Consider the following 26,182-nt stretch of genomic DNA (forward strand, 5'->3'; position numbering starts at 1 on the left):
GCACCCCGACGTTGTCTGCTCCTCATTCCGAACTCATGGAATTACCACTATGTTGAAAGTGACGAAAGCCGTCTTTCCGGTCGCCGGCCTGGGCACGCGGTTCCTGCCGGCCACCAAGGCCAGTCCCAAGGAAATGCTGCCGGTCGTGGACAAACCATTGATCCAGTATGCGGTCGAGGAAGCGATCGAAGCGGGCATCACGGAGATGATCTTCGTGACCGGACGCAGCAAGCGCGCGATCGAGGATCATTTCGACAAGTCGTACGAGATCGAGGCGGAGCTCGAGGCACGCGGCAAGGACAAGCTGCTGTCGCTGGTGCGCAGCATCAAGCCGAGCCATGTCGACTGCTTTTACGTGCGCCAGGCCGAAGCGCTCGGGCTCGGCCATGCCGTGCTGTGCGCGGAGAAGCTCGTCGGCGACAATCCGTTCGCGGTGATCCTCGCCGACGATTTGCTCGATGGCCCGAAGCCGGTGTTACGCCAGATGATCGACGTCTTCGATCACTATCATGCGTCGGTCATCGGGGTCGAGGAAATCGCTCCTGAAGATTCGAAATCCTATGGCGTGATCGACGGCAAGCGCTGGGAAGACGATCTCTTCAAGCTGTCCGGCATCGTCGAGAAGCCCGAACCGGCGAATGCGCCGTCGAACTTCGGTGTCGTCGGCCGTTACGTGTTGAAACCGAAGATCTTCGAGCATCTCCGCGGGCTCAAACCCGGCGCGGGCGGCGAATTGCAACTGACCGACGCGATCCAGTCGCTGCTCACCGATGAACAGGTGCTCGCGTATCGCTACGACGGCACGCGCTTCGATTGCGGCAGCAAGCTCGGGTACCTGAAGGCGACGATCGAGTTCGCGCTGCGGCATCCGGAGGTTGCGGCGGACTTCGAGCGGTATTTGCTTGCGCGGATGTCGGAACAGCTGGTCGTCTGATGCCGATCGTGCGCCGCGGTGACGCGCGGCGCATCGCGTTGCCGGCTTTTCATCCCACGAGCGATCGATAACTCCGTTTCGTCCAGCGAGGACCGGACATGTGGCTCGCTATCGGCAACCTCGGTGACGCGGCGCTGACGCTGCCGCTTGCCGCCATCTGTTTCGTGTGGCTCACTCGTTCGATGTATGGCTGGCGCATTGCGTTGTCGTGGGTCGTGCTGCTTGCCGTCGCGATGCTCGCCGTCGGACTGACGAAAGTTCTCTATGCCGGATGCGGGTTGCAGATCCGGTCGATGAACTTCCGCATGATCAGCGGGCACACGATGCTTGCCGCGACTGTCTGGCCGATGGCGTGCCTGCTGATGCTGCACGACGGGTGGAACGTTCGCCCTGGCCCGGCGCTGTTGCCGGGGCTCGTCCTCGCCGCGACGATCGGCGTTGCACGCGTACGCGACGATGCGCATAGCGCGTCCGAGGTGATCGCGGGGTGGATGCTCGGCGCGCTCGTTACCGTCGTGTTGCTGAAACGATGGACGGACGCACCGATCCTGCCGCCGGCCATGCGTCCGCTCGCCGTGGCTTCGACGCTTGCCGTGTCCGCCCTCGCCTACGGATATCACGCACCGATTCAGGCGGCGATCGAGATGTATTCGCCGCTGGTCTGCACGCGTCTTTTCTGAAGACTGTCTGCCGCATCGGGAAACGCTGCCCGCGGCGTGCAATCTCGCCCACGATTCGCACGGCTGCCGCCGACGATTGGCGGCACCGATCAACATTCTGTCGGACTCGCACGATAAGCATTACCGACAATGCGCTTATAACGCACCGCACCATTTTTATCTTTCGCTGGGAGCCGATGAAGATCCTCGTATACGGCATCAACTACGCGCCCGAGCTGACCGGCATCGGCAAGTACACCGCCGAAATGGCGGAAACACTCGTCGAAAAAGGCCACGCCGTGCGCGTCGTGTGTGCACCGCCGTACTACCCCGAATGGCGGGTCGCCAGCGGCTACTCGGCGCTCAGCTACTCGGCCGAACGCCGCAGCGGCGTCGCGCTTTGGCGCGCACCGTTGTGGGTTCCGTCGCGACCGAGCGGTGCGCGCCGCATCGCGCATCTCGCGAGCTTCGCGCTTTCGAGCTTCCCCGTCATGCTGCGGCATGCGTTCTGGCGGCCCGACGTCGTCGTGTGCATCGCGCCGAGCCTGCTGAACGCGCCAGCCGGCTGGCTCGTCGCACGGTTGACCGGCGCCCACGCGTGGATCCATATCCAGGATTACGAGGTCGATGCGGCGTTCAGCCTCGGAATGCTCAAGGGATCTCTGCTGAAGCGCGCCGTGCTTGCCATCGAGCGTACGCTGCTGAAGCGCTTCGATACCGTGTCGACGATCTCCGGGAAGATGGTCGAGCACGCGCTGCGCAAGGGGATTCATTCAAGCAAGCTCGTGCATTTCTCGAACTGGGCCGACACCCACTCGATCTATCCGCTCAAACGGCCGAGCGAGCTGCGAACGGCGTTGTACATCTCTCCCGCCGCGACGGTAGTGCTCTATTCCGGCAACATGGGTGCCAAGCAAGGGCTGGATATTCTCGCCGACGCGGCTCAACGACTCGTATCGCGCGACAATCTGGTGTTCGTCTTCTGCGGCAACGGGCCCGCGCGTGCCGAGCTGCTCATGCGCTGCGGCGGCCTCAGGAACTGCCGCTTCATCGAGCTGCAGCCTATCGGCCGGCTCAACGAGCTGCTGAATCTGGCCGACATTCACGTCCTCCCGCAACGCGCCGACGCTGCCGACCTCGTCATGCCGTCGAAGCTGACCGGGATGTTCGCGAGCGGGCGGCCCGTGATCGCGATGGCAAGCCCGGGGACGGAGCTGCATGACGTGGTCGCGCCGCGCGGGATCGTCGTGCCGCCGGGCGATTCCGAAACGCTTGCATCGAGTATCGACGCGCTCGCCGCCAATGCGGCCGAGCGCACTCGCCTGGGACAGGCCGGGCGCAGATTCGCCGAGGCCGTCCTGTCGCGTGACGCGGTGTTGAGCGATTTCGACACCAGGTTGCGCGCATTGCGTCCCGAGCCGTCCAATGCCGACGTGTCAGGCGCACGGCATCCGGATTTTTGAACCCGCAATCGATTCCTCTCCATACGGCAACATGAAAATCACCATCATCGGTACCGGTTACGTAGGCCTCGTGACGGGCGCATGCCTTGCCGAAATCGGCAACGACGTGTTTTGCGTCGACGTCGATCAACGCAAGATCGATATCCTGAACGGCGGCGGCGTACCGATTCACGAACCCGGCTTGAAAGAGCTGATCGATCGCAATCGTGCGAGCCGCCGGCTGCAATTCTCGACCGACATCGAAGCCAGCGTCGCGCACGGCGACATCCAGTTCATCGCGGTCGGCACGCCGCCCGACGAGGATGGCTCCGCCGATCTGCAGTACGTGCTCGCCGCCGCGCGCAATATCGGACGGCATATGAGCGGGCCGAAGGTGGTGGTCGACAAGTCGACCGTTCCTGTCGGCACCGCGCTGCACGTGCGCGATGCGATCGCAACCGAGCTGACCCGCCGCGGCCTGCGCCACGAATTCTCGGTCGTGTCGAATCCGGAGTTCCTGAAGGAAGGCGCGGCCGTCGACGATTTCATGCGGCCCGATCGTATCGTGATCGGCACCGACGCCGACGAGGCCGGCGAGCATGCACGCGAACAGATGAAGCGGCTGTATGCGCCGTTCAACCGCAATCACGAGCGTACGCGCTACATGGACGTGCGCTCGGCAGAATTCACCAAGTATGCGGCGAATGCGATGCTGGCGACGCGGATCTCGTTCATGAACGAGCTCGCGAATCTTGCAGATCGCGTCGGCGCGGATATCGAGGCCGTGCGCCGGGGGATTGGTTCGGATCCGCGGATCGGGTATGACTTCCTTTACGCCGGCGTGGGTTACGGTGGTTCGTGTTTTCCGAAGGACGTGCGAGCGCTGGTGCAAACCGCCGCCGAGTACGGGCAGGCGCTGCGCATTCTGGAAGCCGTCGAGGCAGTCAACGATGCGCAGAAGAAGGTGCTGCTCGAGAAGATCTCGGAACGCTTCGGGGATGATCTGTCTGGGCTCACGTTCGGGGTGTGGGGACTCGCGTTCAAGCCCAATACCGATGACATGCGCGAAGCGCCGAGCCGTGAGCTCGTGATTGGGCTTCTGAAGCGTGGTGCGAACGTGCGTGCTTATGATCCTGTTGCGACGGATGAGGCGCGGCGCGTGCTTGCGCTCGATCTGAGCGATGATCCGGCCGCGCATTCGCGACTCGAGTTCGTGACGACGTCGGAAGAGGCTGCGGCAGGGGCCGATGCGCTCGTGATCGTCACGGAATGGAAGGTGTTCAAGAGCCCGAATTTTGCGGCGCTCGTCGAGTTGCTCAGCGAGCCGGTGATTTTCGATGGGCGGAATCTTTATGAGCCGGAGACGATGCGGGAGTTGGGGGTCGAGTATTACAGTATTGGGCGGGCGGGTGTGGGGGGAGCGCGAACGATAGAAACGACGTTGCGGGTCGTACAGCGGTGAGGAATAACAGCCAGCCCTACTTCGCGGTCGGTACGGCCTGCGTCTCCGAAAGTCGATACAAGCCCGGTATCGTACCTGCCGTGTCAGTTTTTCCGCCGCGATAAGGGGACGATTGCGTAGAGTATTTTCCCTCTATTACTCTTCCGCTTCTTAATTTTCGTGTTGTTAAAACACCTCTCGAGTGGATTTCAATGCTCCGGCGACACCGAGCTGCCCGAAATATGACGCACGGACCGTTATCCGGAGATGCGCCGTCAGATCCTCGAGCTCACGAAGTTGCAGAGGTCACTCCCGAAGGTCATGGGCTGTATGAAACTTGAAATCGAGCAGACGGTGAAAAGGGGACTTGTGCTGCCCACGCGGACCGTTCCACCAGCTTCTCCATCGATTCAAAGACGAGATACGGTTCGCTGAAAATTAATGAACGTCAGCTTGGCGTCGCGCTTACAGTACATATGTTTGCACGGAACGTTGGCTATATTTGCCGGGCGCATTGTCCGATCGAGACAGGATTGCCGACGTACTATTCGAGAATTGTAGAACCGGCGACCGACGTACTATGTACAAATCCCTTCAGGCGGCCCGCGCCGCGGCTGCGGTGCTTGTCGTATTATTCCATCTCGGTGCACAGCTTGCCCTTGACAAGATTTTCGGCGTTAAGTGGATTGGGCACATATTCGAATTCGGAAAAGCTGGCGTCGAATTTTTTTTCGTACTGAGTGGATTCATTATCATCACCGCACACCGTCGCGACCTATTCAATCCACGCCGATTTTTGCCATACATCCGAAAACGGGTGATTCGGATTTACCCGACATATTGGATTGTATTCGCGGCAGTAAGTCTTATACTTGCCACATCCCCCGTGCTCCGCGAAGCAATACCCGATGGTTATACACTTGCTCGATCAATACTCCTGATCCCTCAAGATCCTGCTGTCGTCGGAGGCACGGGTGCCCCGGTTATAATCGTCGCGTGGAGCTTACAATGGGAAATCGCCTTCTACGCACTGATCGGTTGCTTCATTCTTGGTCGGATATTTGCAGCCATTGCCATTGCATTGTTGCTTGCGAGTGTTGCAGCGTGCTTCAACTACGAGTGCGGTTTCCCCGCCTCGTTCTTCAGCAAGCAATACATTATGTTGTTTGCCCTCGGAGCGGGAATTGCGCTTCTATGCGGATCGAAAATAAGGACGAGATATCCTGCGTTAATTTTAGTATTCGGAGTTATGACGTTCCTTGCTATGGGGGTAGCAAATGATTTCCATTTATTCGTTTACGGCCCGACGAGCTCAATCGCGTACGGATTGGCGAGTAGCGTGATTATCTACGGTCTAGTCAAGCTCGAAGACACCGGAACACCATTGGGCGTGCATCGCTGGATTCAAACACTTGGAGACGCGTCGTATGCTCTGTACCTCCTGCATTTTCCGATAATTAGCGTGTTGTGCAAGCTTGCAATCAAGATTGGACTGACCGGGACATCCGGCGCGGTAATCTCATACATCCCGATTCTCGCAAGTTGCGTTGCTGCTTCCGTGGTATTTCATCTATGGATTGAGAAGCCGATGATGCAATATCTATCCGCCAGCCGAAAGACTGTAAGCGACCACCGTCGTCTTGACGAGCGAGTTTAGGTGGGTCGAGAGAGGGTGCCAGCGATACGGCCGCAGCGCATCGATATCGTTGGCCTTGTGGGTCGGCAAGCGTGTCCGGACGTCCTTCAGATAGACGATTGGATCGAGCCCCTTCAGTTGCGCCGAGCGGATCAAGCTCATGATGGCGGCCACGCGCCGACGCAACCTGGCTGCTGCAGTTGGCATGCAATTCAAAGAACTTGCGTCGTGCATGGGCGGAAACCCGCAAGGAGAGCAGTCACGACGGCCGCGTATCGATGTTTGTGCAGCAAGGATTTCCAAAATAGCCGATCATAGTCCTCTCGACATGCTTTGCTGCCTGGCCAGACTGCAGGGTGCCAATTTGGCAGACCAGCGTCGGCAGATTATGCTCTCCGCGTCGGCTCGTATGTCCGAGTTCATTTATCACACAAGCTGAGACGTTTCGCGAACCGCGTTTGGCCTACGGTTGCCGAATCCGCGTCGAATTAGCTTTCGCATCGGCTCCTCAAAGAAGCGGAAAACCAGAACGCTCAGGCCAATGACGAACAAGAGCACGACCCATCCATGGCTTTGCCGAACTCCGGCAATTTGAGCAATATGCGCAATTGGCACGTGAATCAGGTAAAGAGAAAAGCTCGCTTCACCGAGGACAATCAGCGGGCGACGATGCAGCACTCCGAGTACCGGGCGTTGGATGAGGGCCAAGCCAAGGATGAGTGCAGAGAACAGTGGGGACTGTAGATAGTACGCCGGTCTGACGGGCTGGTACGCAGCCAAGAGCGCGATGCTTACTAAGGACGCGCAAACGAGTACAACTCCGCCGCGATGTGTCGCGGTTCCCCTGCGGTGCGCCTGAATGAAATAGTGTGCTGCGCCAATTCCCATGACAAATTCTGTCAAATGGGTGAGTGGAAACTGCGAGATCAAAAATCCTTTCCGACCGACAGGCATGAAATTATCTATCAGGAATATCCAAATTCCCTGCAATGCCCAGAGGCCGATACAGATAAGCGCGACACTGGATATTCGATTTACCATCAACTTGCGAAGCAACCACGGGAAAATCGCATAAAAGAATGCTTCGCACGAGATACTCCACGCCGGACCATTCCAAGGTTGATTGATGGCCGCGTATGGGAACCATCCTGTCAACACGAGAATTTGCGCGACGAGACTCGCAAAAACCGTAACATGCTGATGATCCTTCGTGGCGTACCAACTCAGAAGCAAAGCTGCATTGTTAGGGTGCAGGACATATATTGTGACCGGGGTGGCAATAATGAGCGACAGTATAAGGACGGGATAGATGCGCGCGAAGCGTGCCACGTAAAAGCGGCGCGCATCCCCGTGCCCTATCGATTCGTGATAGGTATAAGTAAGGATAAAGCCGGACAGCACGAAAAACAGGGACACCGCCGGCCGGCCACCATCGACGAACGCGAGATATCGGTCGGAAAGACTAAGCAAGCCAAGCTGCGTGAAATGCGAAAGCAATACAGTAAGTGCGGCAAAGAAGCGGATGCTTGTGAGGGCCGGTAGCGCCCCTCCCAGCTGTGCTCGTGTGCTCACGTGTCTGATTCCTGTAGTCCGTTGCGATGGCGTGCCCCTAACGATCGGCTTACGCGAGCGAATTCGGCGCACGATGCGACTGCGCCCCAAAGGGTAGCGCTGTCGCCATGTGGTTCTTCGGACATTAGCTAGGCGTCATCCGCTGCGTAACGTCGAGGTCTTCTCATTTCCGGCCAAGGGCTCGCTTTCTGATCCACTGTGGCCTCACGAACGCTCCGCCTCATCTCCGCCGCCGGTCGCGCATCCAGCATGCGCAACCCATATCCGGCTTCCCCGCGGCGCTACCTTGACATCGTCCCGCCTGGGTAACGGAAGGGGGCACCGGATCATCGCCCTCGCTTCGCCTACATGCTATGTGGGAGGACAACGGCAGTAAGCCCGATTGGAGTACAACGGGATTTGCACACGCGCTTTCTCCGAAGGAGCACGCAACTGGACGCGTCTGACACGACCCTCCATGGGCAGAATACGACAGCGGTTGACCGGCTGTACATGGCTTGCGAACTGGGCGAGAAGAGCTCGAAGCTTTCACAGGGTGATGCCCGGGGCGCGCCTAGCCGCTACGCAGTCGCCGCTGGGGATACAGCGGCCGTCCTCATCGCCGTCTCGAACGCGCGGACGCGCTGCCAATTCGGCGCTGACGCACCGGTCTATAGCTGTTTATGAAGCTGGCCGCGACGGCTTCTGGCTGCACCGCTGGCTGACGGGACAGGGGGTTGCCAACCTCGTTGTGAATTCGGCCAGTATTGAGTCGGACCTGAACAATTCGTTTTCTCGGCGGTGACGTCATGCCATCGCTGGTGAGGCCATTTCCCGTTCGCGCAAGATCGCACGAATCCGCAGGTTATGGCCCGCGCCGCACAGTACGGCATGAGTCGCGTCACCAAGTGCGCCCTTGAGCCAGTTTCGGTCGAGCTTGCCGCCGGCCTTCATATGGCCGATCGCCGGTTCGATCGCGCTGCGCAGCTTGATCATCACCCGCAGCCGGCGCGTGATCCCGCGTCGCAAGCCCGGGTGATAGGTCCTCACACCATCGACGGCAACACCCTTGTAGCCTCGATCGACGACCGCAATCTCCGGACTCACGTCGCTCAGGGTCGCCGCCTGCTCCTGAGCTTTGGCCAACGTGTGCCCGTCGTACGGATTGCCCCGCATCGAGTGCGCGCCTATCATCAAGCCCTCTCGGTGCGTCGTCGTGATCGATACCTTCACGCCGAATTTGTAGGGCCGGCGCGCCTTGCTTTTCGAGATGCATTCCACTTCGGACACATGCAAGGCATAGAGCTTGTTCTTGTCCTTCGTTTTCTGCGACAGAATCCGCTTCATGCTGCAAACCAGATCTTCCAGTGCCGCGCCCCAGCGTCTTCGGCCCCATCCAATCCTCGTCGAAATTTGCAGGAAACTTGCTCCAATATGCCGACACCTTGCGAATACGGCAACGTCATTTCGGCATCGCAGCCTTGCTGTTCAAGCCGTTCCTGATTGTTCAGGTCGGACTCGTTCAGTGGACACGATACCCCCAAGCGCCTCGGCCAAACTCAAGACGGGTTGGCCGGCCGCTTACGAAAGACTTCGCTTTTCAATCGAGGTTAGGCGTCGGTATGCCGATCTCTCCAATCGGAAACACCCTGTAGAGCAGAGAAAAACTCGTCATCGCCGGCGATGCGAGTAACTCCGCATACACTCAAGTCACCACCGACTGATCAGCCGCGAACGGCCATGCGCACCTGTTGTCAAGTGCCTTGCCGAGCGACACGCCGCTCCTGTGCTGCAGGTTGGATGGGCGCGGACTCGCCGAGATGTCATAGACGGTTAGAGAGCCGCTCCACGACTCACAAAGAAGTCAGCCACCGTCCGCACTTCGACTGCAATTCCGGACTTAATCAGCGATTCCACGCGATCCTTATCGGCCACTCGAATCTGTTCGTCAAAAAAAAGCCGGGCTACGTCGTTCGGCGCTTCGCACGAGATCATCCCCAACTGGTAGCGGGTATAGAAGACCTTGCGATGCATATTGGATGGGCGCTGGCCGAATTTGCAGAGAAAGTATTCAGCGTCCGGAAGGTCGTAGTGCAGCACCTGACCTCCGACCACGGTTTTTGGCCGGCGATCAATTTTGATCCACTTATGAATATTAAAATTGAATAATCTTGCGCGACTCGCGCGCATAAACGCCTTATGATTATTATATCCCAGATATAAACCCCGATGCACTTTCTCACCAGTCATGGGATTGACGGGTGTCGGCGGAAAACGCCCAAGCAAGGCCACTTTATAGAAGTAGTGCTCCAGCAGCGATAATTTCTTGGGACCAACACGCAGTTTTCCCAACAGCGCGTTCACGACACGCCATAAATTCTGCAATCGATCCTTCCTCTGAATAAAAACAGTCTGCGACTTGAAGATGTTCTCTCCCGTCGAAGGTGTCGGCAATAATTCTATGTTTGGCATCAATATTTGATCAACATCAGAGCCGACTGAGGCCAATAATTCTGAAATACTCGAAAAACCATCGCCCGGAACAAGCATTTCATCGGCATCGATGCTGCACACCCATTCAATCCCATCGTCGTTGGCCAACGATGCGGCATAAAGCATATTTATTCTCTTTCGAAAATCCATCTGCTCCGCCTCGTTAACTTCGATCTGCTTTATCCACTCCGGAGGATCCTCGATCGTCAACGCCCGAACAGTTGTCCGCGTCGCCACGTTTTCATACTTTGCTAATTCCAATATAGCCTCGTCGGTCGTGCCATCGAAGAATACATATATCTTCGCAGCCCCAGCCGCAAGCAGGTACGGGATCGAATATTTGAGCAAACGCCATTCGTTCTTTACCGTGTAGACCACTGCGAAGCTGCTCGGAATAGGTTCTTTCATGCTCGATCGATGCGATTGTGGTTGGCAATATCGTCCAACTACTTGTGCTTTGACTTCTCCCGTCTTAACTCACCGCGCAGGAGTATGACGGAGTATGCTCCCACCGTTTTGGCGAAATCTGCCAAAAGATTGGAGGAAAACGACGAGACCTGCGGTCGTTGCGGCCATGCGTTCCGTAACGGCAACCGTATGCACGCGTCGCTGCCTCTCTCCACAATCGCAAAATGTCAAGGTCTTTCAGGCGGCTGACTCGAGAAAAATGACCTCGACCAAAAACAGGCGATCGATCGCGTATGCGCTGAAACGTCAGCCCAAGGAGCCATGACGACACTCTCGAGAACGATCGACACTCACTATACGATTGTCCGGTACCAACGAATGCTTGATAGCCTCAGTGCGGTTCTGTCTATCGCTGCAATTGGGACAACGCCCTCACTTCGATTAATCGATTTGACGACGTGCGCTGGATGTTATTGATACGTCTCAGCGAGACTAGGCGAGAATAAGCGGCGATTAATACCCCCAACGCGATCCCATAAATCAGACCACTATAGCGCGGACCCAGGGGATTTCCACCGATTGTTGTCACGACCATTCCGGAAGTAATCATCAAATATTTACCCATTTCCCGGAAGTACGGCAATTGTTTTTCATCCGGCTTTGCGCGTCGATACATAGCAGTGCATCGATACAATGCATATAAAAGTGAAGCAGGTAGCGCTACCCCAAAAAATATTCCACCGACAAAGAACTGGTAAACCCAAAAATTATGTCCTGCGGACCAGCCTTCCTGCGACTCTAGGGCATCACGTGGCGCGAAGGCGAGCAATTGCTGGATATATTCTTCGGCATACCAGAATTTATGACCGTACCCTTTTCCGAAAAGCAAAGATGGTGCGTCAGACGTCACTTGATCATACTGATTCTGAAGTTCGGCAAGTCTCGATAATGTCGTCGGGTCTTTCCCGCCCCCCGTAGTCTGGGCATAGAAAATTCGCTGGGACCAATGGTCGAGAACAGATGGAAACAGCAATGTCGACACGCTTGCGATTAATACGAATGACGCAACGGCAACTGCCGACGTGCGAATGGTCGACGAAACGAACTTCGTAGCGTCCGACGCTGAAATCCATGCTGCAAGGAAAAATAGAAGAATCGTACCAATAAGCAAGCTACGCGTGACACTGAACAACTCAATGCCAAGCGTTAAAGCGAAAAATGCAAGGACCAAGGGTGTGCGATGACGTAGCACGACTATTCTGTAGAGCAAATACCCCTGAAAACCGAGCAGAGTGGGCGAGACAATATGATATCTCACATCGTCAATCGTACCACCGTTCGCAAAGCCAGTGATGACGCTTCCAATGCTCGACAGTGCCATGCTATAAAACAACCACTTCTCGAATGCATGCGCTCTATTCTCGCTCCATGGATGGCATCCGACAGCATATCCAATACCGAACAGCAGAGAAGGAAATACTGCGCGCAGGTACTTGTCCGCATCATTACCCTGGATGATGTACGGCACAATACTTCCAACTATCGTTAGCAATATCGATAGAGAAACAATTCGTCTCAGCTTTGAACGATATTTGAATCGTGGCCCAATAAGCGCCAATAAAATACCACTCAATAGAGCCGGCGCGACAAGTGCATACTGAATCGCATGGCCCTGGCCATCTACGTCGGCCTTGTAGTCGAATGCCAATGGCACGACAAGAAGCATTATCAGGATCGTTATATATCTCGCCTGCATCTTTTCCTCAGCGAGGTTGCAATTCGGTCGCGGAAACTAATTCGTTGCCTCGACGTTTTGTGCTACGGAAGCGGCTGGTACGCCGTCATTATCCAACTAGCGGTCGATGTCGACGCCCTACGCCAAGAAAATCGTATCGCCACTTTGTCGGTTTTTGCCACGAATTTTGTCATGCCAGCACACCTGATCGTGAGCGTATTCTCTCCATTCACCGAACCATAAAGACGTATTTCGTAATAGAGGCCGCTAAACATCGAGTTGTTTTCTGCCGGTAAATCGAGAAAGCGAGGCATCGAGAATTTGCTCTCGAACGATAATATATTGGGCACCCCCAGTTGAACTGAGTAATTTTTGTCTCCGATATTACTTGAAACACGATCATTCTTATATTGATCAATGGTAAGCGTATCGCCCGTTGCCGTTGAACCGTTATCGCAAATTTTCCATGGATTTTTGTCGAATACAAGGTTGCGCATTCTCAATGGCCCTCGCAAGCCACTTATTACAAACACGTTGCCGCCGAACTCGGTTGCGCTTGCGACGAGCGTATCGATCTCAAAAGAACCGGTTGGGCCGCCTACGCTCGTCGCAAAGAGCGTTAGAGTACCAAAGGTCGGATTGAGCACCATTGCGTTTCCGCTGATGCTGAACTGTGAAATTTGAACGTGCGCACCTGGCCCAATGCTTACTAAATTAGTCGGATGCCTATACGTGCCATTTTCTAGCTTCACAGCTCCTATTGTACACATGCTACCAGGATCTATTGAAAACAGAGTGGCACCCTGTTGTGCGGCAACGAATTCGATCGTGTCGATTACCCAATTGTAACCCCGAATATTCATGAATACTGGGCCGACCATGTTCTTACAATCTACGAAAAACCGGCCCCATTTGTTGTTTGGAACACCATTTAAACATCCTGCCCACTTCATCGCGCCAGCAGTTAGACCGTTTCCGAAAACGAGCTCATCCCACACGCCTCCCCAAGGGCCACCAACACCAGGCTTCACCTTGATTGCATATGAACCATTGATAAAGCGAAGGCGCAACAGCGAGAACTCGAAAACCATCTGAGAAAATATGATTGGATTGGCGTTTTCATTCGACGCGGGTTGGATGTTCGCGTAATCAAACTCAATGTCCGATATTCGCCAGCTGTGTATAAGCGGCTTGCTGCCCGTTGATCCGATGTTCAATATCGGGACGTTGTCAGAGACTTGAACTATGCGGGTGCTACCGGCGTTGTCCCCAGTGATTGCCCATTGATTTCCCGACGGCACGTTCAACGGACGGGATATCAGATACGTGCCGGCAACAAGCAGGCCACGTTTCTGGTTCGCAACGAGAAAGTTAATCCAATTCTGAAGGGCGACTGTATCATCCGTGCTGCCATCGCCTCGCGCGCCGAAACTCTTTGCATTGAAGTGATCGGCCGCGAGCAATTCGATATCGGAACGAACGCTCGTGCTTTGGGGCGTCACCGACGTGGCGTGAATGCGATCCAGATACGTTAATCCGACCGAGCCTGCGATCATCTTGGCGAGTGCTGTACGACGCTCGTGATCCACTGATATCCCTCCCGCGGTTCTCGATAGCTCGTGCATGCCGCCGGCAGCAGCAATGATGGAACCCGGTCGAGTATCGCGCAGATCGGCATGCTCGAATTTGTAAATATCCGCCAAATCATCGTCCTAATCCGCCGCATGCCAACTGGTGAACTCACGGATGCGACCGATGCGGCTGCTATTTGACCACCGCAGCCCATCACCGACAGTCAGCAGTGATGCCGTGCAGTATGTCGCAACCCGAACGTTCTAAATACATTCGGCCACCACAACCCGAAGTCACAATCTTGAAGCGCCATCTCATCGCTACAGCCGCGTCTTGCAGAGCGCGGTTCTCGGCGTGCTGTTTCGTCAGGCCGGGTGGTACGCGGCCACCGGTCCTCGCCAATTGCGACCGCCCACTGTCCGGTGCTTCGACCGCACCGCACGCGCCGTACCAGTCACTGGCATCGAACCATCACACGGCCGTGCTCGCGCAATACGCGCCGAACCCGCAACGATCCCGCGGATTTTGGCGCCAACAGCAGGCAGCGCGTCGAATCTATGGTCACCCGATACGGACACTTGCAGGCTAGGCAGGGCCTTTCGTTGCAAGCTCCGATCACGCGCTCGGCCTTCGGACGCACGGCCCCGAGTATGCAACTTCCTCCCGCAGAGGACAGCGGCGATCTCGGAACCCAGCGCTGCATTGGCTCAGTTCGCCGCCTTGGGGCCGACCGCGCCACTGACAATAGCCACAACCCAGCAAAGTCGGCTGACGCTGTAGCGATGCTGACCGAACCACACATACTTCATCGAGCCCCTTCGCGAAGTACGCCTATGCCTTTCGATGGATCTCGATGTCCAAATTCGCGCTGGCCAACTCCTTATGCGGACAAATCGCTGACAGCGCATCTGGACGATGGGCTTACCTTCACGCCAGGAAATGTCGCGGTGATTTTGCGGCCGACGGCACCGCCTCCAGTTCCCCTGTGTCGCAATCGGTAACCCCGACTTCGGGTCGCGTGTTGCTCTATGACTTCAGCAAGCCCGACCTTCTTCTGCCTGAACGCTTCGGAGGATTGCCTCTTCGACACTCGATTCTCTATTCTTCTAGCTGGTAACTTTCCACCCGCCTCCGTCGGGCTCCGACGGGGACTGCCTGTCCACCCTTCACCAAGGGGATCGATAGATCCGCCCCGCGGCCTCTAGACTGCTCGGTTCGCTGAACGGGTTATAACGCGGCGTCGCCGACGATTCCGTGCGCGGCGATGCTATTCCAAAGCTTCCGGAACGACTGCCTGACTTCAATTGCTTCCCCGCCGACGACTTGGTGCTTGCCCCCCTAGAAACACCGGTGCGCAGCGACGAGCCTCCCGTGCGGCCAGCGGTTTCGGGCAATACGAGCCGCTCTTCCGGCGTGAACACGTAGCTTTCCCCCGCTCCCCAACCACTTTCCAGACTCGCCTGATAGCCATCTTCGTAGGTACTCGGCCCACCGAGCAGGCGTCCCCCAATTCCGTCTTGCGACCGTCCTACGCTCCGTCCTTGATTACCATTCGCCAACGCTCCCGAACGATCCGAAGACACAGCGCCGGCAGACATTCCTAAGCCCTGTGAGCTTTCAAACGTCCGGTGCGAAAACGACCGTGAATTCGATTGCGACGAATGCCATTGACCGAAAGCGGTCTTAACGTTACCCGTTGCGCCTGCTCCGTTAGCTGAGCCGCTGACGAAGATGGCAACTACCGGCGTTAACAATACGAGAGAGGCATTTTTTTTCACGCGCGGAGCATCCATAAGACGATCTGGAAAAAATCCACCGGTATATCAATCGGCAATAATTAATCACATGAATCAACAGCATGCGGGGAAATCAAATTTTCGCCACTACCGATAGTGCAAATACACGATCGGCAAGATCATACCGCCGAGAATGGATCACCAACACTTTATACATCATGCATGAGTTGCCTCTCACCAATCCGCCACGATATTGGCCATATCCGCCAGCCGGCACGTTACGCCGCGTATAGCAACGCCTCACCACCGGCCACCCCTCAATGGATTGAAAATTTCCAAATCCAATGTTTTTCGCATCACGCGACTAACAGAATCGGTGTGATCGGTGTGTCGCTGGCGATACTGGCCACCGTAAGTCGGACTCGAATTGAATGGGAACCGTGAAGAGCGTTGACTGCATGAATCTACGTAGCCGCTGGTCTAACTCACGACGAACGGGATCAGCAAGTGAAACGAAACCTTATCAGCGATCGATGGCTGCGCACATGCTCGCGTCCATACGATTCTCGCGAGCTCTCGCGCTCGTGATCGGATCTTTAACCGTCCAGCGCTCCGCCGCCCAAGCCGCTCGAATTCCATCTCAGCTGTTTCTGATTCAATTTTTTCCATCTTGCTTGCCGAACTGATCCGTTTTCAACGCAATGAGATACTCATATATTGACTGGAGAGTTGCATATGTAAACCCCGCTTTTCCGTCCAAAAAACCTCGCTTTCCAAAATAAAGAATAATGAATTTAACAAGTGGTCGCATCGGCAACCTATAAAATATTTCCTTCTGATGGAAACGACGTTCATGGAAATTTTTCGCGGAAATTGCCTTAACAACACTAAAATCAGAATATCCACGTCGATTTTCAACAATCTGCTTAGCCTCTAGGTCACTGTAATTATTGTGCCTCGCGACCCAATGATGCAATCCTTTCGAGAAGGGAAAATGGTCGAGATATCCAGTGATACGCGCAGTCGGCCCATCCGGAATCGAAACAGGATTCACCAACCTTTCGTAACGCATCTTTTCCGGGCGAAACAGCCTCAAGTAATAAGGAGATGTTTGCACGTGCCTCAGCCAAGTCCCCATAAAAAAATCCCGACGCTGAATACTGAACGCGACCTCGTCCGTAGCTACCTTGACTGCTCGCGACGCGCTCTCGATCAATGAAGACGTCATTCGCTCGTCCGCGTCTATATAGAAGACCCATCGGTGCTTGAACGGAATGTTGACCAGTCCCCAGTTCTGATGGCTGGCCCAGTCATCAAAGGGGCGCTGAGTCACTTTGGCACCAAACGCTTGCGCAATCTCTACAGTTGCGTCCGTACTCATCGAGTCATAGACGTGAATATCGTCTGACCACGCCACGCTTTCCAAGCAGCCAGGCAGGTCCTGCTCTTCATTCTTCGTAAGAATGAGTATAGAAATACCCGCTGAATTATTTTTCATGTTTGGTCCGCTCACCGATTTTCCTGGCTGGCACGCCGGCATAGACTGCCCAAGCATCGGGAAGACTGCGCGTCACTACTGAACGCGCGCCGATCACAGCACCCCGTGGAATCGTAACGCCGGACGCGATAAAAGCCTCCGCACAAACCCAAACGCGCGGCTGCAGAACGATCGGCGCGACTACGAGTTGAAAGTTCGCTAAGTTAAAGTCGTGGGAGCCTCCGCAGAGGTGTGCACCCTGCGAAATCACACAATAGTCACCTATTCGGATCGAGTCCATGTTGTATATCGTGACCCCGTCGGCAATTCCTACGTGACTACCAATCTCAAGATTCCATGGTGCCCAAATGTGTGCATTCGGATAGACGTGCACATGGCTCCCCAATTTTGCACCAAACATTCTTAATAAAAATGCACGCCATCCGTGACAAGACCGAGGACTTAATCTGAAAAAAACAACATATGTTAAATTCCATATTTGCCGTCGCAACCTGTTTCCGAAACTAAAGCTGGGCTCGGTAAATGGATCATTCTCATCAATTATCATAGATGCATTCCCAGGCACACGAAGATTGCCGATTTACATATAAAATTTGCACCCGTGCATGTCAACGCGAGTCGTTCTGCAAACAGCGATGTATGATGCGCCTCTGCACTGCACGCAGCGTGGCGCATAACCTGCAGACAAATAAGACCTATGCAACGCTTCCATTCAAAAAAATAAACACTATTCCACTACCTCTCCTGCAACACGGCCACCAGATCGCTCACCATCGCTTGCACTGCGAATCGTTTCCTGAACGTCTCGGAAGCTTTCTCCCGCATTTTTTCGCGCGACGACGAGTCTAGATCAAGCCAAATGCGAAGCATTTGCTCAGTTCCCTCAATCGTATCGCTTCCGACCAATCCAGCCCCGTCGTTATGGACCTCGCGCCAGATATTGACCTTGTCGGTAATCAATACCGGAAGACCACACCCAAGCGCTTCGGCCACAGCAATGCCGAAGTTCTCCTGGTGAGAAGGCAAAATGAACGCATCGCTGGCATAAAAAGCGCCCCATTTCAAATCACCGTTTAGCATTCCGGGCCAAGTGATCCGATTACCAATTTTCAAATCATCAGCAAGCTGTTTTAGCGTCATCAACCATCCGCTGGAATCGGGTCCAGCAACGACCACATGAGCACTCGCCTCGATGTCTGCAACTTTTGCGAAGGCGTTGATGAGCAAGTCACATCCCTTTTTCGTGTGAATGCGCCCAAGAAACAAAATGATTCGTTTGTGACGAAGCTCCGGATACGCTTGCAAAAAAGCCTTCCGCAGATCTGTCTTGTCTGCAGGAGGTGCACTGGTCCCAAACGATACAACCCGTTCGTTGGCGCGATACAGCCAAAATGACTCGCGCGCGAGACGCCGTTCTTCCTCCGCTGTGAACAATACAGCTCGAGCGTCGCGTAGTACACGATACTCCGCCCATGCCCAATAAAGCCATTTTTTTAGATGTTTGAGTGGATAGGTACGTTTGAACCATGGATCGAGCATACCGTGAGGAAAAACATAATACGGCACGTTCAGTTCACGCAACACCTTCCATGTACCCAAACCGTGGAACTGCCATAACCCGTTAATGATGACCGCATCGAATTGCTGCGCATGCTTTCTTAGCCACGGGACAAATCTGGGAGTGTAGGAAAAAGTGTGGCGCGCAGGGCCCAGCGCATGCGTAGGCAACGGAAATGCCGATAGAAATGGGGCATCGGGCGCATCGAAACACGCTACCTCGACCCGATGGCCGCGGGACATCATTTCAATACCGCTCTGTCGCACACTTTCAATTGGACCACCCGTCTCCGGGTCAACTGTCGTAAGAATATGCAGAATTTTCATGAATGTGTGTGATCCGCGATAAAAATCTGATGACAAATATGGATTTCGATGACGACCCCAAAAAATACACTCCAAACAAATTCCGAGCGTTATCGACGAATCACCTGATCAACGATATGTGCCAACCGTGTTCCCAGAGACGGCGTATTCAGATGCTGGTATTTCAAAAACGCGTGCGACGCAATTTCACGCAACTCCTCCGGTTGCAAGCTCCAGACATATTTCAGTGTATCGGACAATGCGTCAGCCCCGCCATCCCATGAATAGAGAAAACCTGTCTTGAGGTGCTCGACATATTCGGGCTCGGGACCCATATGCTTCGGGAGTCGATCATGTACAAGCGGAGGCAAACTCAGTCCGAACATATGTACAACACTCAACCCCGCGGCACCGGGATAGCAACCGATTCGGCATTTCCGACTAACCGACGCGATATCGTCATCGTCGAAAATCGGACCGTACCATATGATGTGACAGCTTGATGCATAAGCCTGCTTCAACCTTTCGAGGTGTTCACCACCACCCACCACATGTAGCGTTATCGCGTCACCGTCACGCCTCACTACCTCGACAGCTTCTATCAGGCTTTCGATATTCGATCCGTCGCGAAGTCGTCCAATGAACAACACTCCACTTTCAGTACCGGTTTTCGTTTCTGGATGAATCGTCTTTGAGATCGAAAGAGAATTGGAAGCAACAGTCAGTTTCGATGACGCACAACCAATTCTCTCGAGCGAACGTTTCGATGCGTCCGTATAGCAAACGTATTTCGCAGACAAAGCCGTTGCAATCCGATAGCACAGCACCCGGGCCAAGCCGGGCTTCTGATAGCGATAAAGACCTTGGCCATGGATCACGATCGGCACTCGGAGCATCCGTCCCGCGAGCAACGCGAGCCACATTGAAAAATAGGTCACGTCAGCAAACATCAATACCGCTACGGGACGCTCGCGGACGATTCGCCCGAAGACCTTCGCTTGCATGCTGATTCTGTTTCCGAAAATCCGTGAAATCGGCGTTTCCACAAATTCACTGCAAATCGGTCGCTCGCGTGAAAACCCACGTGACTCGATACCAAAGGTATTTGCAAAAATTTTCACGCTGAAGATTTCGCCTAGCGAAGAAATTACTTCGATCCGATATTTCGCAATCAAGGGCTGCACGTAGAAAATGACACCCTTTGATCTAGATGCATTATCTGCCCTCCAGTTATCACAGCTCGGCGTAGATTTATCAGGGGCACTCATCCAATCACCTAAATATCACGAAAACCCATGAAGCACGTACGTGGGGTTAAGCGTCGCTCCCATTCCTTGCAGCGACGATTGCATCGACGACGTTACGTCCGAATGCTTGCGGTGTGTGCTGTTCCGCGAATCCGCGTAGCCGAGGTGCACCACCTATCGCGCAGGCCGATTCGACCAGGTGGGTCCAGTTGAAGCGTATTTCTTCGCCACCTGCATCGACGATGTCCTGCCAACGGATGCCGAGGGCATGTTTCTCCCGATATCGCTCAATCAAGCCGTAGCCAGCCGTGACGACAGGGACGCCGGCCTGCGCGGATTGAATGAGCACACCGCTCATGCCGCTGAAGTCTTCATAACAAAGCCAGACTATGTCTGCACATGCGAATGACTGCCCTTCCTCCATGTCTGTCACGAAGTGATCTACGATATGCAGTTGCTTTCTTCTTTTCGGATGCTGCACAAAAAACGCTTCGATCATTCGCTTAGCCTCCTCGTCTTGCGAGCCGACCAACAACAAGCGAAAGTTTGCCGGCAAATCAGCAGCCGAAAACAGGCTCAAAATTTTCCCGAGCCCCTTGCGTCGAGCAATCGATCCGTATAGCAAAATGACAAAATCGGACGGCAAGAAACCATAAGCTGAACGCGCACTGCTTCGTTCCGCCGGTCGACGGATGGTCGATACGTCGGGCACGTAGCGCACCTTTTTGATACGCCTCCTTATCGACCGGTTGACGAACTCGGTCAGCGGCTCGTCAATTGAAGTAAGCAGAGCGAGATTACGGACCCGCAGCGCGAGGCGGAAAAGCAACTCGTTGATTGCGTCCTGCTTCCCCCGCAAACCAACAATCCCGCATCGGGCATGATGGAACTTCGCAGCTACCATCATGCCCCCAAATGGAACGCCATCGAAGGGCGATCCGTAGTATCCGATAACCTTGTCTATGTAGTTGAAGTACGGGATGTAAACGAAGTCGATTCGTTCGTGCCGCGATACCGCGCGGAAGCCCGCCTGAAACGCGCGAATCCAACGATATTGCGAACGGAACAACTCGAAGCGACTCCTCCCGCCGCGCGGCAGATCTGGCATCGTCGCGACCTTCAAGCGGTCGCCGAACTCAGCCAGCACCGACTTGCATGCATCGTGACTAGTGGCTTCAGTGGTGGTCAGCAATATAACCGTCAACCCACGGCTGAGTGCCTCAGTAACGATCAAGCGCACGTACAGCACCATACGATGGCCGGTCGCTACCGGTTCGACGATCATCAACGTCGTCATTCCGTTCCCCTACGTTCGTTCCGTCTTGAGACGGTCACGCACCAAGATTTGCTTGAAGAGATCGAGATACCGTTCGGCTACCCGTTTGACGGAAAAGGCGTTCAGGTCGCGCGCACACCGAATTCGCTGTGTAACGAATCTCTCGATCGCCTCAGCATAGCGAGCACTTTGCGACACGGGGACGCATAGGACGCCGTCAAATCCGCTCACCTTCGCAAACACATCAATATCCGATGCCACGACTGGCACGCTGCTCGCGAGCGCCTCGATCATCGCGACACTATGCGCTTCGCGCAGTGAGGGCATCAGATAGACATCTGCCGCCGACAGAAGCGACGGAACGTCGGACCGGCCACCCAGCCACACAACATGCCGATCCAGATTCAGTTCCGCAATCTTGTCTACTACGTCTTGGCGATATTGCTCGCTCTCCGTCAGGCCGGCGAACCACAGCGCGACATCATGGCCGGCGTCGACGAGCAACTTCAACGCCAGCACGCTCGACAACTGGCCCTTTGCCGGTACGATGCGGCCGACCTGGAGCAAGATGGTCTGCTTTTCGCTAACTCCAAACGTCTGGCGAAGTCGGTCCCGCTCGACCGGATCGAAACAGAAGCGATCTATCTGCGTTCCGTTCGGAATGGTTTCGAGCCTGCGCACGCTGCCGAAGTGTTTCCTGTAATTGTCTCGGGCTACGTCAGTCACGGTGACGATCGCAGACGCAGAAAAACGTAACAGATACTCTGCCGCACGAAACACGCCGCCCGCATAGTCGTCGTTGTTCGCGGAATGCAGCACGCTTACGACAGGTACGGAGACGCCCAGAAATTTCGCCACCACGCGTGCATACGCAGCCGGGATTACGGAGTGAGCTACGACGATGTCGGGCGCGAACTCCCGGTACGCGCTGCGAACCAAACGGAGCCGCTCGATGCGACCGGTCAACCGCTCAGGGCTCGAGATCCAGACGCCTCGAGCCGAGAGAGGCCTAATTATGTGCTCGAACTCCTGATCACAAGGATTCAGCGCGGCAATGCCGGTGACCTCCCCGGTTCCGGCATGCGCCTCGGCAAGGCTACACGCAAGCACTTCCGCTCCGGAATGTCGTGGCGTCAAGACGATATGAAGAATGCGCATGACCATTTCCTCAAGCCGGCAGCGAAAAGCCAACGCGCAATTTTTTCAGTGGCAGGATAATGGCGACGGCGCTCAACACGCCGAGAAAGACCGTGTGGTACGGGGTCTCCGAAAGTAGATGGCCGACAATCACGATCAATGCGGATGCGGGCACGCCACCGGTGACGAGAGGCATCAACTGCTCCCACTCGCCACTCGCGTCGGAAAGTACCGTGCTAAGCATGACCACGCCGCAAACAAACACCCCTGTTGCCGAAGCCACAGCAACGCCAATCGCACCGAAAAGTGGTGCAGCAATCGCCGATATCGCGATCAATACCACCAGCTGCACCGACGTGGCAAATGTCACACGACTTGGCCTGCCAGTTCCGCGCAGATATGCGGTGAGCAATCCGACCAACACACCTGCCGCCATCAAGTAAACGAAAACACGGAAAAACGGCAAAGCACCGCTCCACTTGCTGCCGAGCGCTATGTCGATGATTTCCGGTGCAGACATACAGAGAAATGTCGCAAAAACGAGCGCGATAGTTCCGAGGTGACTGAACAGCGCCAGCGCATAACGGACGGCATAACTCTTATCTTTCCGGGCGAGTTCCGCAAAATTCGGAAACAGGTATTGACTGAGTGCCATCCCGAAGTCGGCTACACCAAACTGCGCCAGCCGGCTCGCGGTCTGGTACAGGCCGAGCGTCTGCACACCGAATACCTTCACGGTGATCAGTCGGTCGAGTTGATTGACGATCATCGACAGCAAGCTGCTCGCCCAGACCCAGCGGCCGAATCCCATAACTTCGCGAAGCGGTGCCGTATCGAAGTTCAGTCGTGGTCGGGTAGAAAACACCAAATGCGACGCTATTGCCTTGAGTATCTCGGCAATCGGTAACGCAGCAAGCACCCAAAACACGTCGTGGTAAACAAATGCCGAAACACAGGACATTACAAAGTCGACGCCAACGAAGGCCGTCGTCAACAGTGCAACCGTGCGAAACCGTCTCTCACGTTGGGCGATCGCGACACGCATGCTCGCCATGCACCTTGCGAAAGGTACCAATGCAACGAGCTGCAACAGCGTCGTGCTCTCCGGGATGTTCATCAATCGCGCAGTCGGTTCCGAAGTCACGAACAACACAATCGAAAGGATCATGCCTCGCACTGCGTTTGCAGTCCACAGCGCGTCGAGGCCGCGCTGATCCAGCAACTCACGTTGCTGGATCAGCGCATGGCTCAATCCCATTTCGGTCAACGATTCTGCAATCGACAGGGCCATCAGGGCTGCGGCGATCAAGCCGATCGATTCTGGTCCCAACAGCCGTGCCAGCAGAAAGAACTTGAACGCCACAAGCAGGCGCGACACACCTTGTTGCGCGAACACCCAGGTCGCGCTGCTCTCGTCAAATCGTATCATCGTGGTTTGCCGTGACTACCTGCCTAAGCTCGCTCTGCAATTTGCTCTTGATGACGCTGCAGAAAATCCCGGTAGGTAGAAGCCAGCCCTTCGTCCAGTCCGATCTTTGCGGCCCACCCAAGTTCGGCCAGCCTGCTGACGTCCAGCAACTTCCGGGGGGTGCCATCCGGCTTCGTCGGGTCGAACTCGATGCGGCCATCGAAGCCGACCGCACGCATCGCACCGCGTGCCAGTTCTTCAATCGTGACGTCCGATCCGCATCCGACGTTGTACAAGCCCGAATCGATGCCCTTTTCGAGAGCAAAGACTGTCGCCTCGGCCATGTCGTCGACATGCAAGAATTCTCGACGCACTTGGCCCGTGCCCCAGACCTTGAGGCCTTCTTGCGCTTCCAGCTTTGCCTCGTGCGCCTTGCGTATCAGCGCCGGCAGCACGTGACTCGTTTTCAGATCGTAGTTGTCGTTCGGACCGTAGAGGTTTGTCGGCATAAGCGACAGATATTTAGTTCCGTACTGGCGGTTATACGATTCGCACAGCTTGATACCTGCAATCTTTGCGATCGCATAAGGCTCGTTCGTCTTTTCCAGCGGCCCGGTCAACAAATATTCTTCCTTGATCGGTTGCGGGCACTCGCGCGGATAAATACATGAAGATCCGAGAAATACCAGATGCTCAACGCCTGCGCGATAAGCCGCGTGAATCACGTTGGCTTCGATCATCAGGTTCAGATACAGGAAGTCGGCCGGATACGTATCGTTAGCCAGAATCCCGCCCACCTTCGCAGCGGCGAGCACGACAACCTCAATCCCACCGTCGCGAAAAAAGGCTTCCACGGCAACCTGATCTGTCAGATCGAGCTCCGACCGATTGCGCGTCACGACGTTCCGGTACCCCTTCGCCACGAGATTACGCACCACTGCCGAACCCACCATTCCACGGTGTCCGGCGACAAAAATTCGCGTGTCCTTGTCCATGGCGCTCACTCGTTGTATTCGAAGGTCTTGAAACCGGCGAGGTTCACGAGCGCATCGCGCTTTGCCACCTGATAGTCCGCTCGGACCATTTCGGTAACCAATGATTCGAACGACGTTGTCGGCTTCCAGCCCAGTCGTTCGTGCGCTTTGGTCGGATCGCCCAGCAACGTCTCGACTTCAGTCGGACGGAAGTAGCGCGGATCGACACGGACGATCACAGTGCCAGGCGTCACTTTCGCCTCCGAGCCTTCCACCTTTTCGACGATACCCACCTCGCTGACGCCTTCACCCTCGAATCGCACGGTAATGCCGAGTTCAGCAGCAGCGTGCCCGACAAATTCGCGTACGCTGTACTGCACGCCCGTCGCGATAACGAAGTCTTCTGGCTGCTCCTGTTGCAGCATCATCCACTGCATTTCGACGTAGTCGCGCGCGTGGCCCCAGTCGCGCAACGCCGACATGTTTCCGAGGTACAAGCAATCCTGCAGGCCGGCTGCAATACGTGCGATCGCACGCGTGACCTTGCGCGTCACGAAGGTCTCGCCGCGCACTGGCGATTCGTGGTTGAACAGGATGCCGTTGCACGCGTAGATACCGTATGCCTCTCGGTAGTTGACGGTGATCCAGTACGCATACATCTTCGCGACCGCATACGGGCTGCGCGGGTAGAAGGGCGTCGTCTCCTTCTGCGGAATCTCCTGCACGAGACCGTAAAGCTCCGACGTCGATGCCTGATAGAAGCGGGTCTTCTTCTCGAGCCCGAGAATCCGGATTGCTTCGAGGATCCGCAGCGCGCCGATACCGTCGGCATTCGCCGTATATTCCGGTTCCTCGAACGAAACGGCGACGTGACTCTGAGCGGCGAGGTTATAAATCTCGTCCGGCTGCACACGCTGGATAATGCGCACGAGGCTCGTCGAATCGGTCAAGTCACCATGATGCAGCACGAAGCGCCGGTCGGATACATGCGGGTCTTGATAGAGATGATCGATCCGGTCGGTATTGAAGAGTGAAGCGCGACGCTTGATGCCATGCACTTCATAACCCTTGTTCAATAGCAGCTCTGCAAGATACGAGCCGTCTTGCCCTGTCACGCCGGTAATTAAAGCAACTTTACGATTCATGATCCGATACTCCCAATTGGACGTGCC

General features: G+C 55.4%; 17 protein-coding genes and 2 pseudogenes. 5 read left to right on the plus strand and 14 right to left on the minus strand.

Features of this window, described 5'->3' with window-relative positions:
- Positions 1 to 49: 49 nt before the first annotated feature.
- From galU to U4Z31_RS27520, 5 genes are all read left to right on the plus strand, one after another.
- On the plus strand, positions 50 to 934 hold the full coding sequence (galU, locus tag U4Z31_RS27500) for a UTP--glucose-1-phosphate uridylyltransferase GalU (protein WP_044846964.1): 885 nt from the start codon (positions 50 to 52) through the stop codon (positions 932 to 934).
- A gap of 98 nt (positions 935 to 1,032) precedes the next feature.
- A complete protein-coding gene (locus U4Z31_RS27505) occupies positions 1,033 to 1,614 on the plus strand; it encodes a phosphatase PAP2 family protein (protein WP_124667998.1) in 582 nt (193 codons plus the stop codon).
- A gap of 176 nt (positions 1,615 to 1,790) precedes the next feature.
- Positions 1,791 to 3,056 (plus strand): glycosyltransferase WbuB, encoded by a 1,266-nt coding sequence (locus tag U4Z31_RS27510; protein ID WP_321811997.1) that lies wholly within the window; start codon positions 1,791 to 1,793, stop codon positions 3,054 to 3,056.
- Between the two features lie 31 nt (positions 3,057 to 3,087).
- Positions 3,088 to 4,497 (plus strand): UDP-glucose/GDP-mannose dehydrogenase family protein, encoded by a 1,410-nt coding sequence (locus U4Z31_RS27515; RefSeq protein ID WP_321811963.1) that lies wholly within the window; start codon positions 3,088 to 3,090, stop codon positions 4,495 to 4,497.
- A gap of 559 nt (positions 4,498 to 5,056) precedes the next feature.
- Positions 5,057 to 6,133: an acyltransferase gene (locus tag U4Z31_RS27520; protein WP_321811964.1), complete on the plus strand. Its 1,077-nt coding sequence runs from the start codon at positions 5,057 to 5,059 to the stop codon at positions 6,131 to 6,133.
- Here U4Z31_RS27520 and U4Z31_RS27525 read toward each other — a convergent pair.
- The 14 genes and pseudogenes from U4Z31_RS27525 to gmd form a co-directional block, all read right to left on the minus strand.
- A pseudogene (locus U4Z31_RS27525) lies at positions 6,077 to 6,292 on the minus strand (transposase domain-containing protein); the annotation flags it as partial. The gene U4Z31_RS27520 and the pseudogene U4Z31_RS27525 overlap by 57 nt on opposite strands.
- Positions 6,293 to 6,538: 246 nt before the next feature.
- Entirely contained in the window at positions 6,539 to 7,684 is a 1,146-nt protein-coding gene (locus U4Z31_RS27530) for an acyltransferase (protein WP_321811965.1), read from the minus strand.
- A gap of 786 nt (positions 7,685 to 8,470) precedes the next feature.
- Positions 8,471 to 9,037, minus strand: a pseudogene (locus tag U4Z31_RS27535) (IS5/IS1182 family transposase); the annotation flags it as partial.
- 459 nt (positions 9,038 to 9,496) lie between these two features.
- Complete coding sequence (locus U4Z31_RS27540; protein WP_321811966.1) at positions 9,497 to 10,564, minus strand: glycosyltransferase family 2 protein; 1,068 nt, start codon at positions 10,562 to 10,564, stop codon at positions 9,497 to 9,499.
- A gap of 406 nt (positions 10,565 to 10,970) precedes the next feature.
- Positions 10,971 to 12,290 carry a hypothetical protein gene (locus U4Z31_RS27545; protein WP_321811967.1) on the minus strand — a complete coding sequence of 440 codons (1,320 nt, stop codon included), beginning with the start codon at positions 12,288 to 12,290 and terminating at the stop codon, positions 10,971 to 10,973.
- A gap of 92 nt (positions 12,291 to 12,382) precedes the next feature.
- A complete protein-coding gene (locus tag U4Z31_RS27550; RefSeq protein WP_321811968.1) occupies positions 12,383 to 14,002 on the minus strand; it encodes a glycosyl hydrolase family 28-related protein in 1,620 nt (539 codons plus the stop codon).
- Between the two features lie 2,260 nt (positions 14,003 to 16,262).
- A complete protein-coding gene (locus U4Z31_RS27555; protein WP_321811969.1) occupies positions 16,263 to 17,105 on the minus strand; it encodes a glycosyltransferase family 2 protein in 843 nt (280 codons plus the stop codon).
- Between the two features lie 735 nt (positions 17,106 to 17,840).
- On the minus strand, positions 17,841 to 18,989 hold the full coding sequence (locus U4Z31_RS27560; protein WP_321811970.1) for a glycosyltransferase: 1,149 nt from the start codon (positions 18,987 to 18,989) through the stop codon (positions 17,841 to 17,843).
- An 89-nt stretch (positions 18,990 to 19,078) separates the two neighbouring features.
- The gene (locus U4Z31_RS27565) at positions 19,079 to 20,236 is read right to left on the minus strand and encodes a glycosyltransferase (protein WP_321811971.1); all 1,158 of its coding nucleotides are present in this window, start codon (positions 20,234 to 20,236) and stop codon (positions 19,079 to 19,081) included.
- Between the two features lie 46 nt (positions 20,237 to 20,282).
- Positions 20,283 to 21,512, minus strand: coding sequence for a hypothetical protein (locus U4Z31_RS27570; RefSeq protein ID WP_321811972.1), 1,230 nt, complete (start codon positions 21,510 to 21,512; stop codon positions 20,283 to 20,285).
- 9 nt (positions 21,513 to 21,521) lie between these two features.
- The gene (locus tag U4Z31_RS27575; protein ID WP_321811973.1) at positions 21,522 to 22,649 is read right to left on the minus strand and encodes a glycosyltransferase family 4 protein; all 1,128 of its coding nucleotides are present in this window, start codon (positions 22,647 to 22,649) and stop codon (positions 21,522 to 21,524) included.
- Positions 22,650 to 22,659: 10 nt separating this feature from the next.
- On the minus strand, positions 22,660 to 24,057 hold the full coding sequence (locus U4Z31_RS27580; protein ID WP_321811974.1) for an oligosaccharide flippase family protein: 1,398 nt from the start codon (positions 24,055 to 24,057) through the stop codon (positions 22,660 to 22,662).
- 23 nt (positions 24,058 to 24,080) lie between these two features.
- Positions 24,081 to 25,031, minus strand: coding sequence for a GDP-L-fucose synthase (locus U4Z31_RS27585; RefSeq protein ID WP_321811975.1), 951 nt, complete (start codon positions 25,029 to 25,031; stop codon positions 24,081 to 24,083).
- A gap of 5 nt (positions 25,032 to 25,036) precedes the next feature.
- Positions 25,037 to 26,155 (minus strand): GDP-mannose 4,6-dehydratase, encoded by a 1,119-nt coding sequence (gene gmd / locus U4Z31_RS27590; RefSeq protein WP_321811976.1) that lies wholly within the window; start codon positions 26,153 to 26,155, stop codon positions 25,037 to 25,039.
- Positions 26,156 to 26,182 lie beyond the last annotated feature (27 nt).

Origin of the sequence: Burkholderia sp. BCC1985 (assembly GCF_905339915.1) — a bacterium.
In the GTDB taxonomy this organism is placed as follows: domain Bacteria; phylum Pseudomonadota; class Gammaproteobacteria; order Burkholderiales; family Burkholderiaceae; genus Burkholderia.

Coding starts and splice junctions, on each gene's coding strand:
- galU (WP_044846964.1), top strand. CDS start 50: ATGTTGAAAGTGACGAAAGCCGTCTTTCCGGTCGCCGGCCTGGGCACG.
- U4Z31_RS27505 (WP_124667998.1), top strand. CDS start 1,033: ATGTGGCTCGCTATCGGCAACCTCGGTGACGCGGCGCTGACGCTGCCG.
- U4Z31_RS27510 (WP_321811997.1), top strand. CDS start 1,791: ATGAAGATCCTCGTATACGGCATCAACTACGCGCCCGAGCTGACCGGC.
- U4Z31_RS27515 (WP_321811963.1), top strand. CDS start 3,088: ATGAAAATCACCATCATCGGTACCGGTTACGTAGGCCTCGTGACGGGC.
- U4Z31_RS27520 (WP_321811964.1), top strand. CDS start 5,057: ATGTACAAATCCCTTCAGGCGGCCCGCGCCGCGGCTGCGGTGCTTGTC.
- U4Z31_RS27540 (WP_321811966.1), bottom strand. CDS start 10,564: ATGAAAGAACCTATTCCGAGCAGCTTCGCAGTGGTCTACACGGTAAAG.
- U4Z31_RS27545 (WP_321811967.1), bottom strand. CDS start 12,290: ATGCTTCTTGTCGTGCCATTGGCATTCGACTACAAGGCCGACGTAGAT.
- U4Z31_RS27555 (WP_321811969.1), bottom strand. CDS start 17,105: ATGAAAAATAATTCAGCGGGTATTTCTATACTCATTCTTACGAAGAAT.
- U4Z31_RS27560 (WP_321811970.1), bottom strand. CDS start 18,989: ATGAAAATTCTGCATATTCTTACGACAGTTGACCCGGAGACGGGTGGT.
- U4Z31_RS27565 (WP_321811971.1), bottom strand. CDS start 20,236: ATGAGTGCCCCTGATAAATCTACGCCGAGCTGTGATAACTGGAGGGCA.
- U4Z31_RS27570 (WP_321811972.1), bottom strand. CDS start 21,512: ATGACGACGTTGATGATCGTCGAACCGGTAGCGACCGGCCATCGTATG.
- U4Z31_RS27575 (WP_321811973.1), bottom strand. CDS start 22,649: ATGCGCATTCTTCATATCGTCTTGACGCCACGACATTCCGGAGCGGAA.
- U4Z31_RS27580 (WP_321811974.1), bottom strand. CDS start 24,057: ATGATACGATTTGACGAGAGCAGCGCGACCTGGGTGTTCGCGCAACAA.
- U4Z31_RS27585 (WP_321811975.1), bottom strand. CDS start 25,031: ATGGACAAGGACACGCGAATTTTTGTCGCCGGACACCGTGGAATGGTG.
- gmd (WP_321811976.1), bottom strand. CDS start 26,155: ATGAATCGTAAAGTTGCTTTAATTACCGGCGTGACAGGGCAAGACGGC.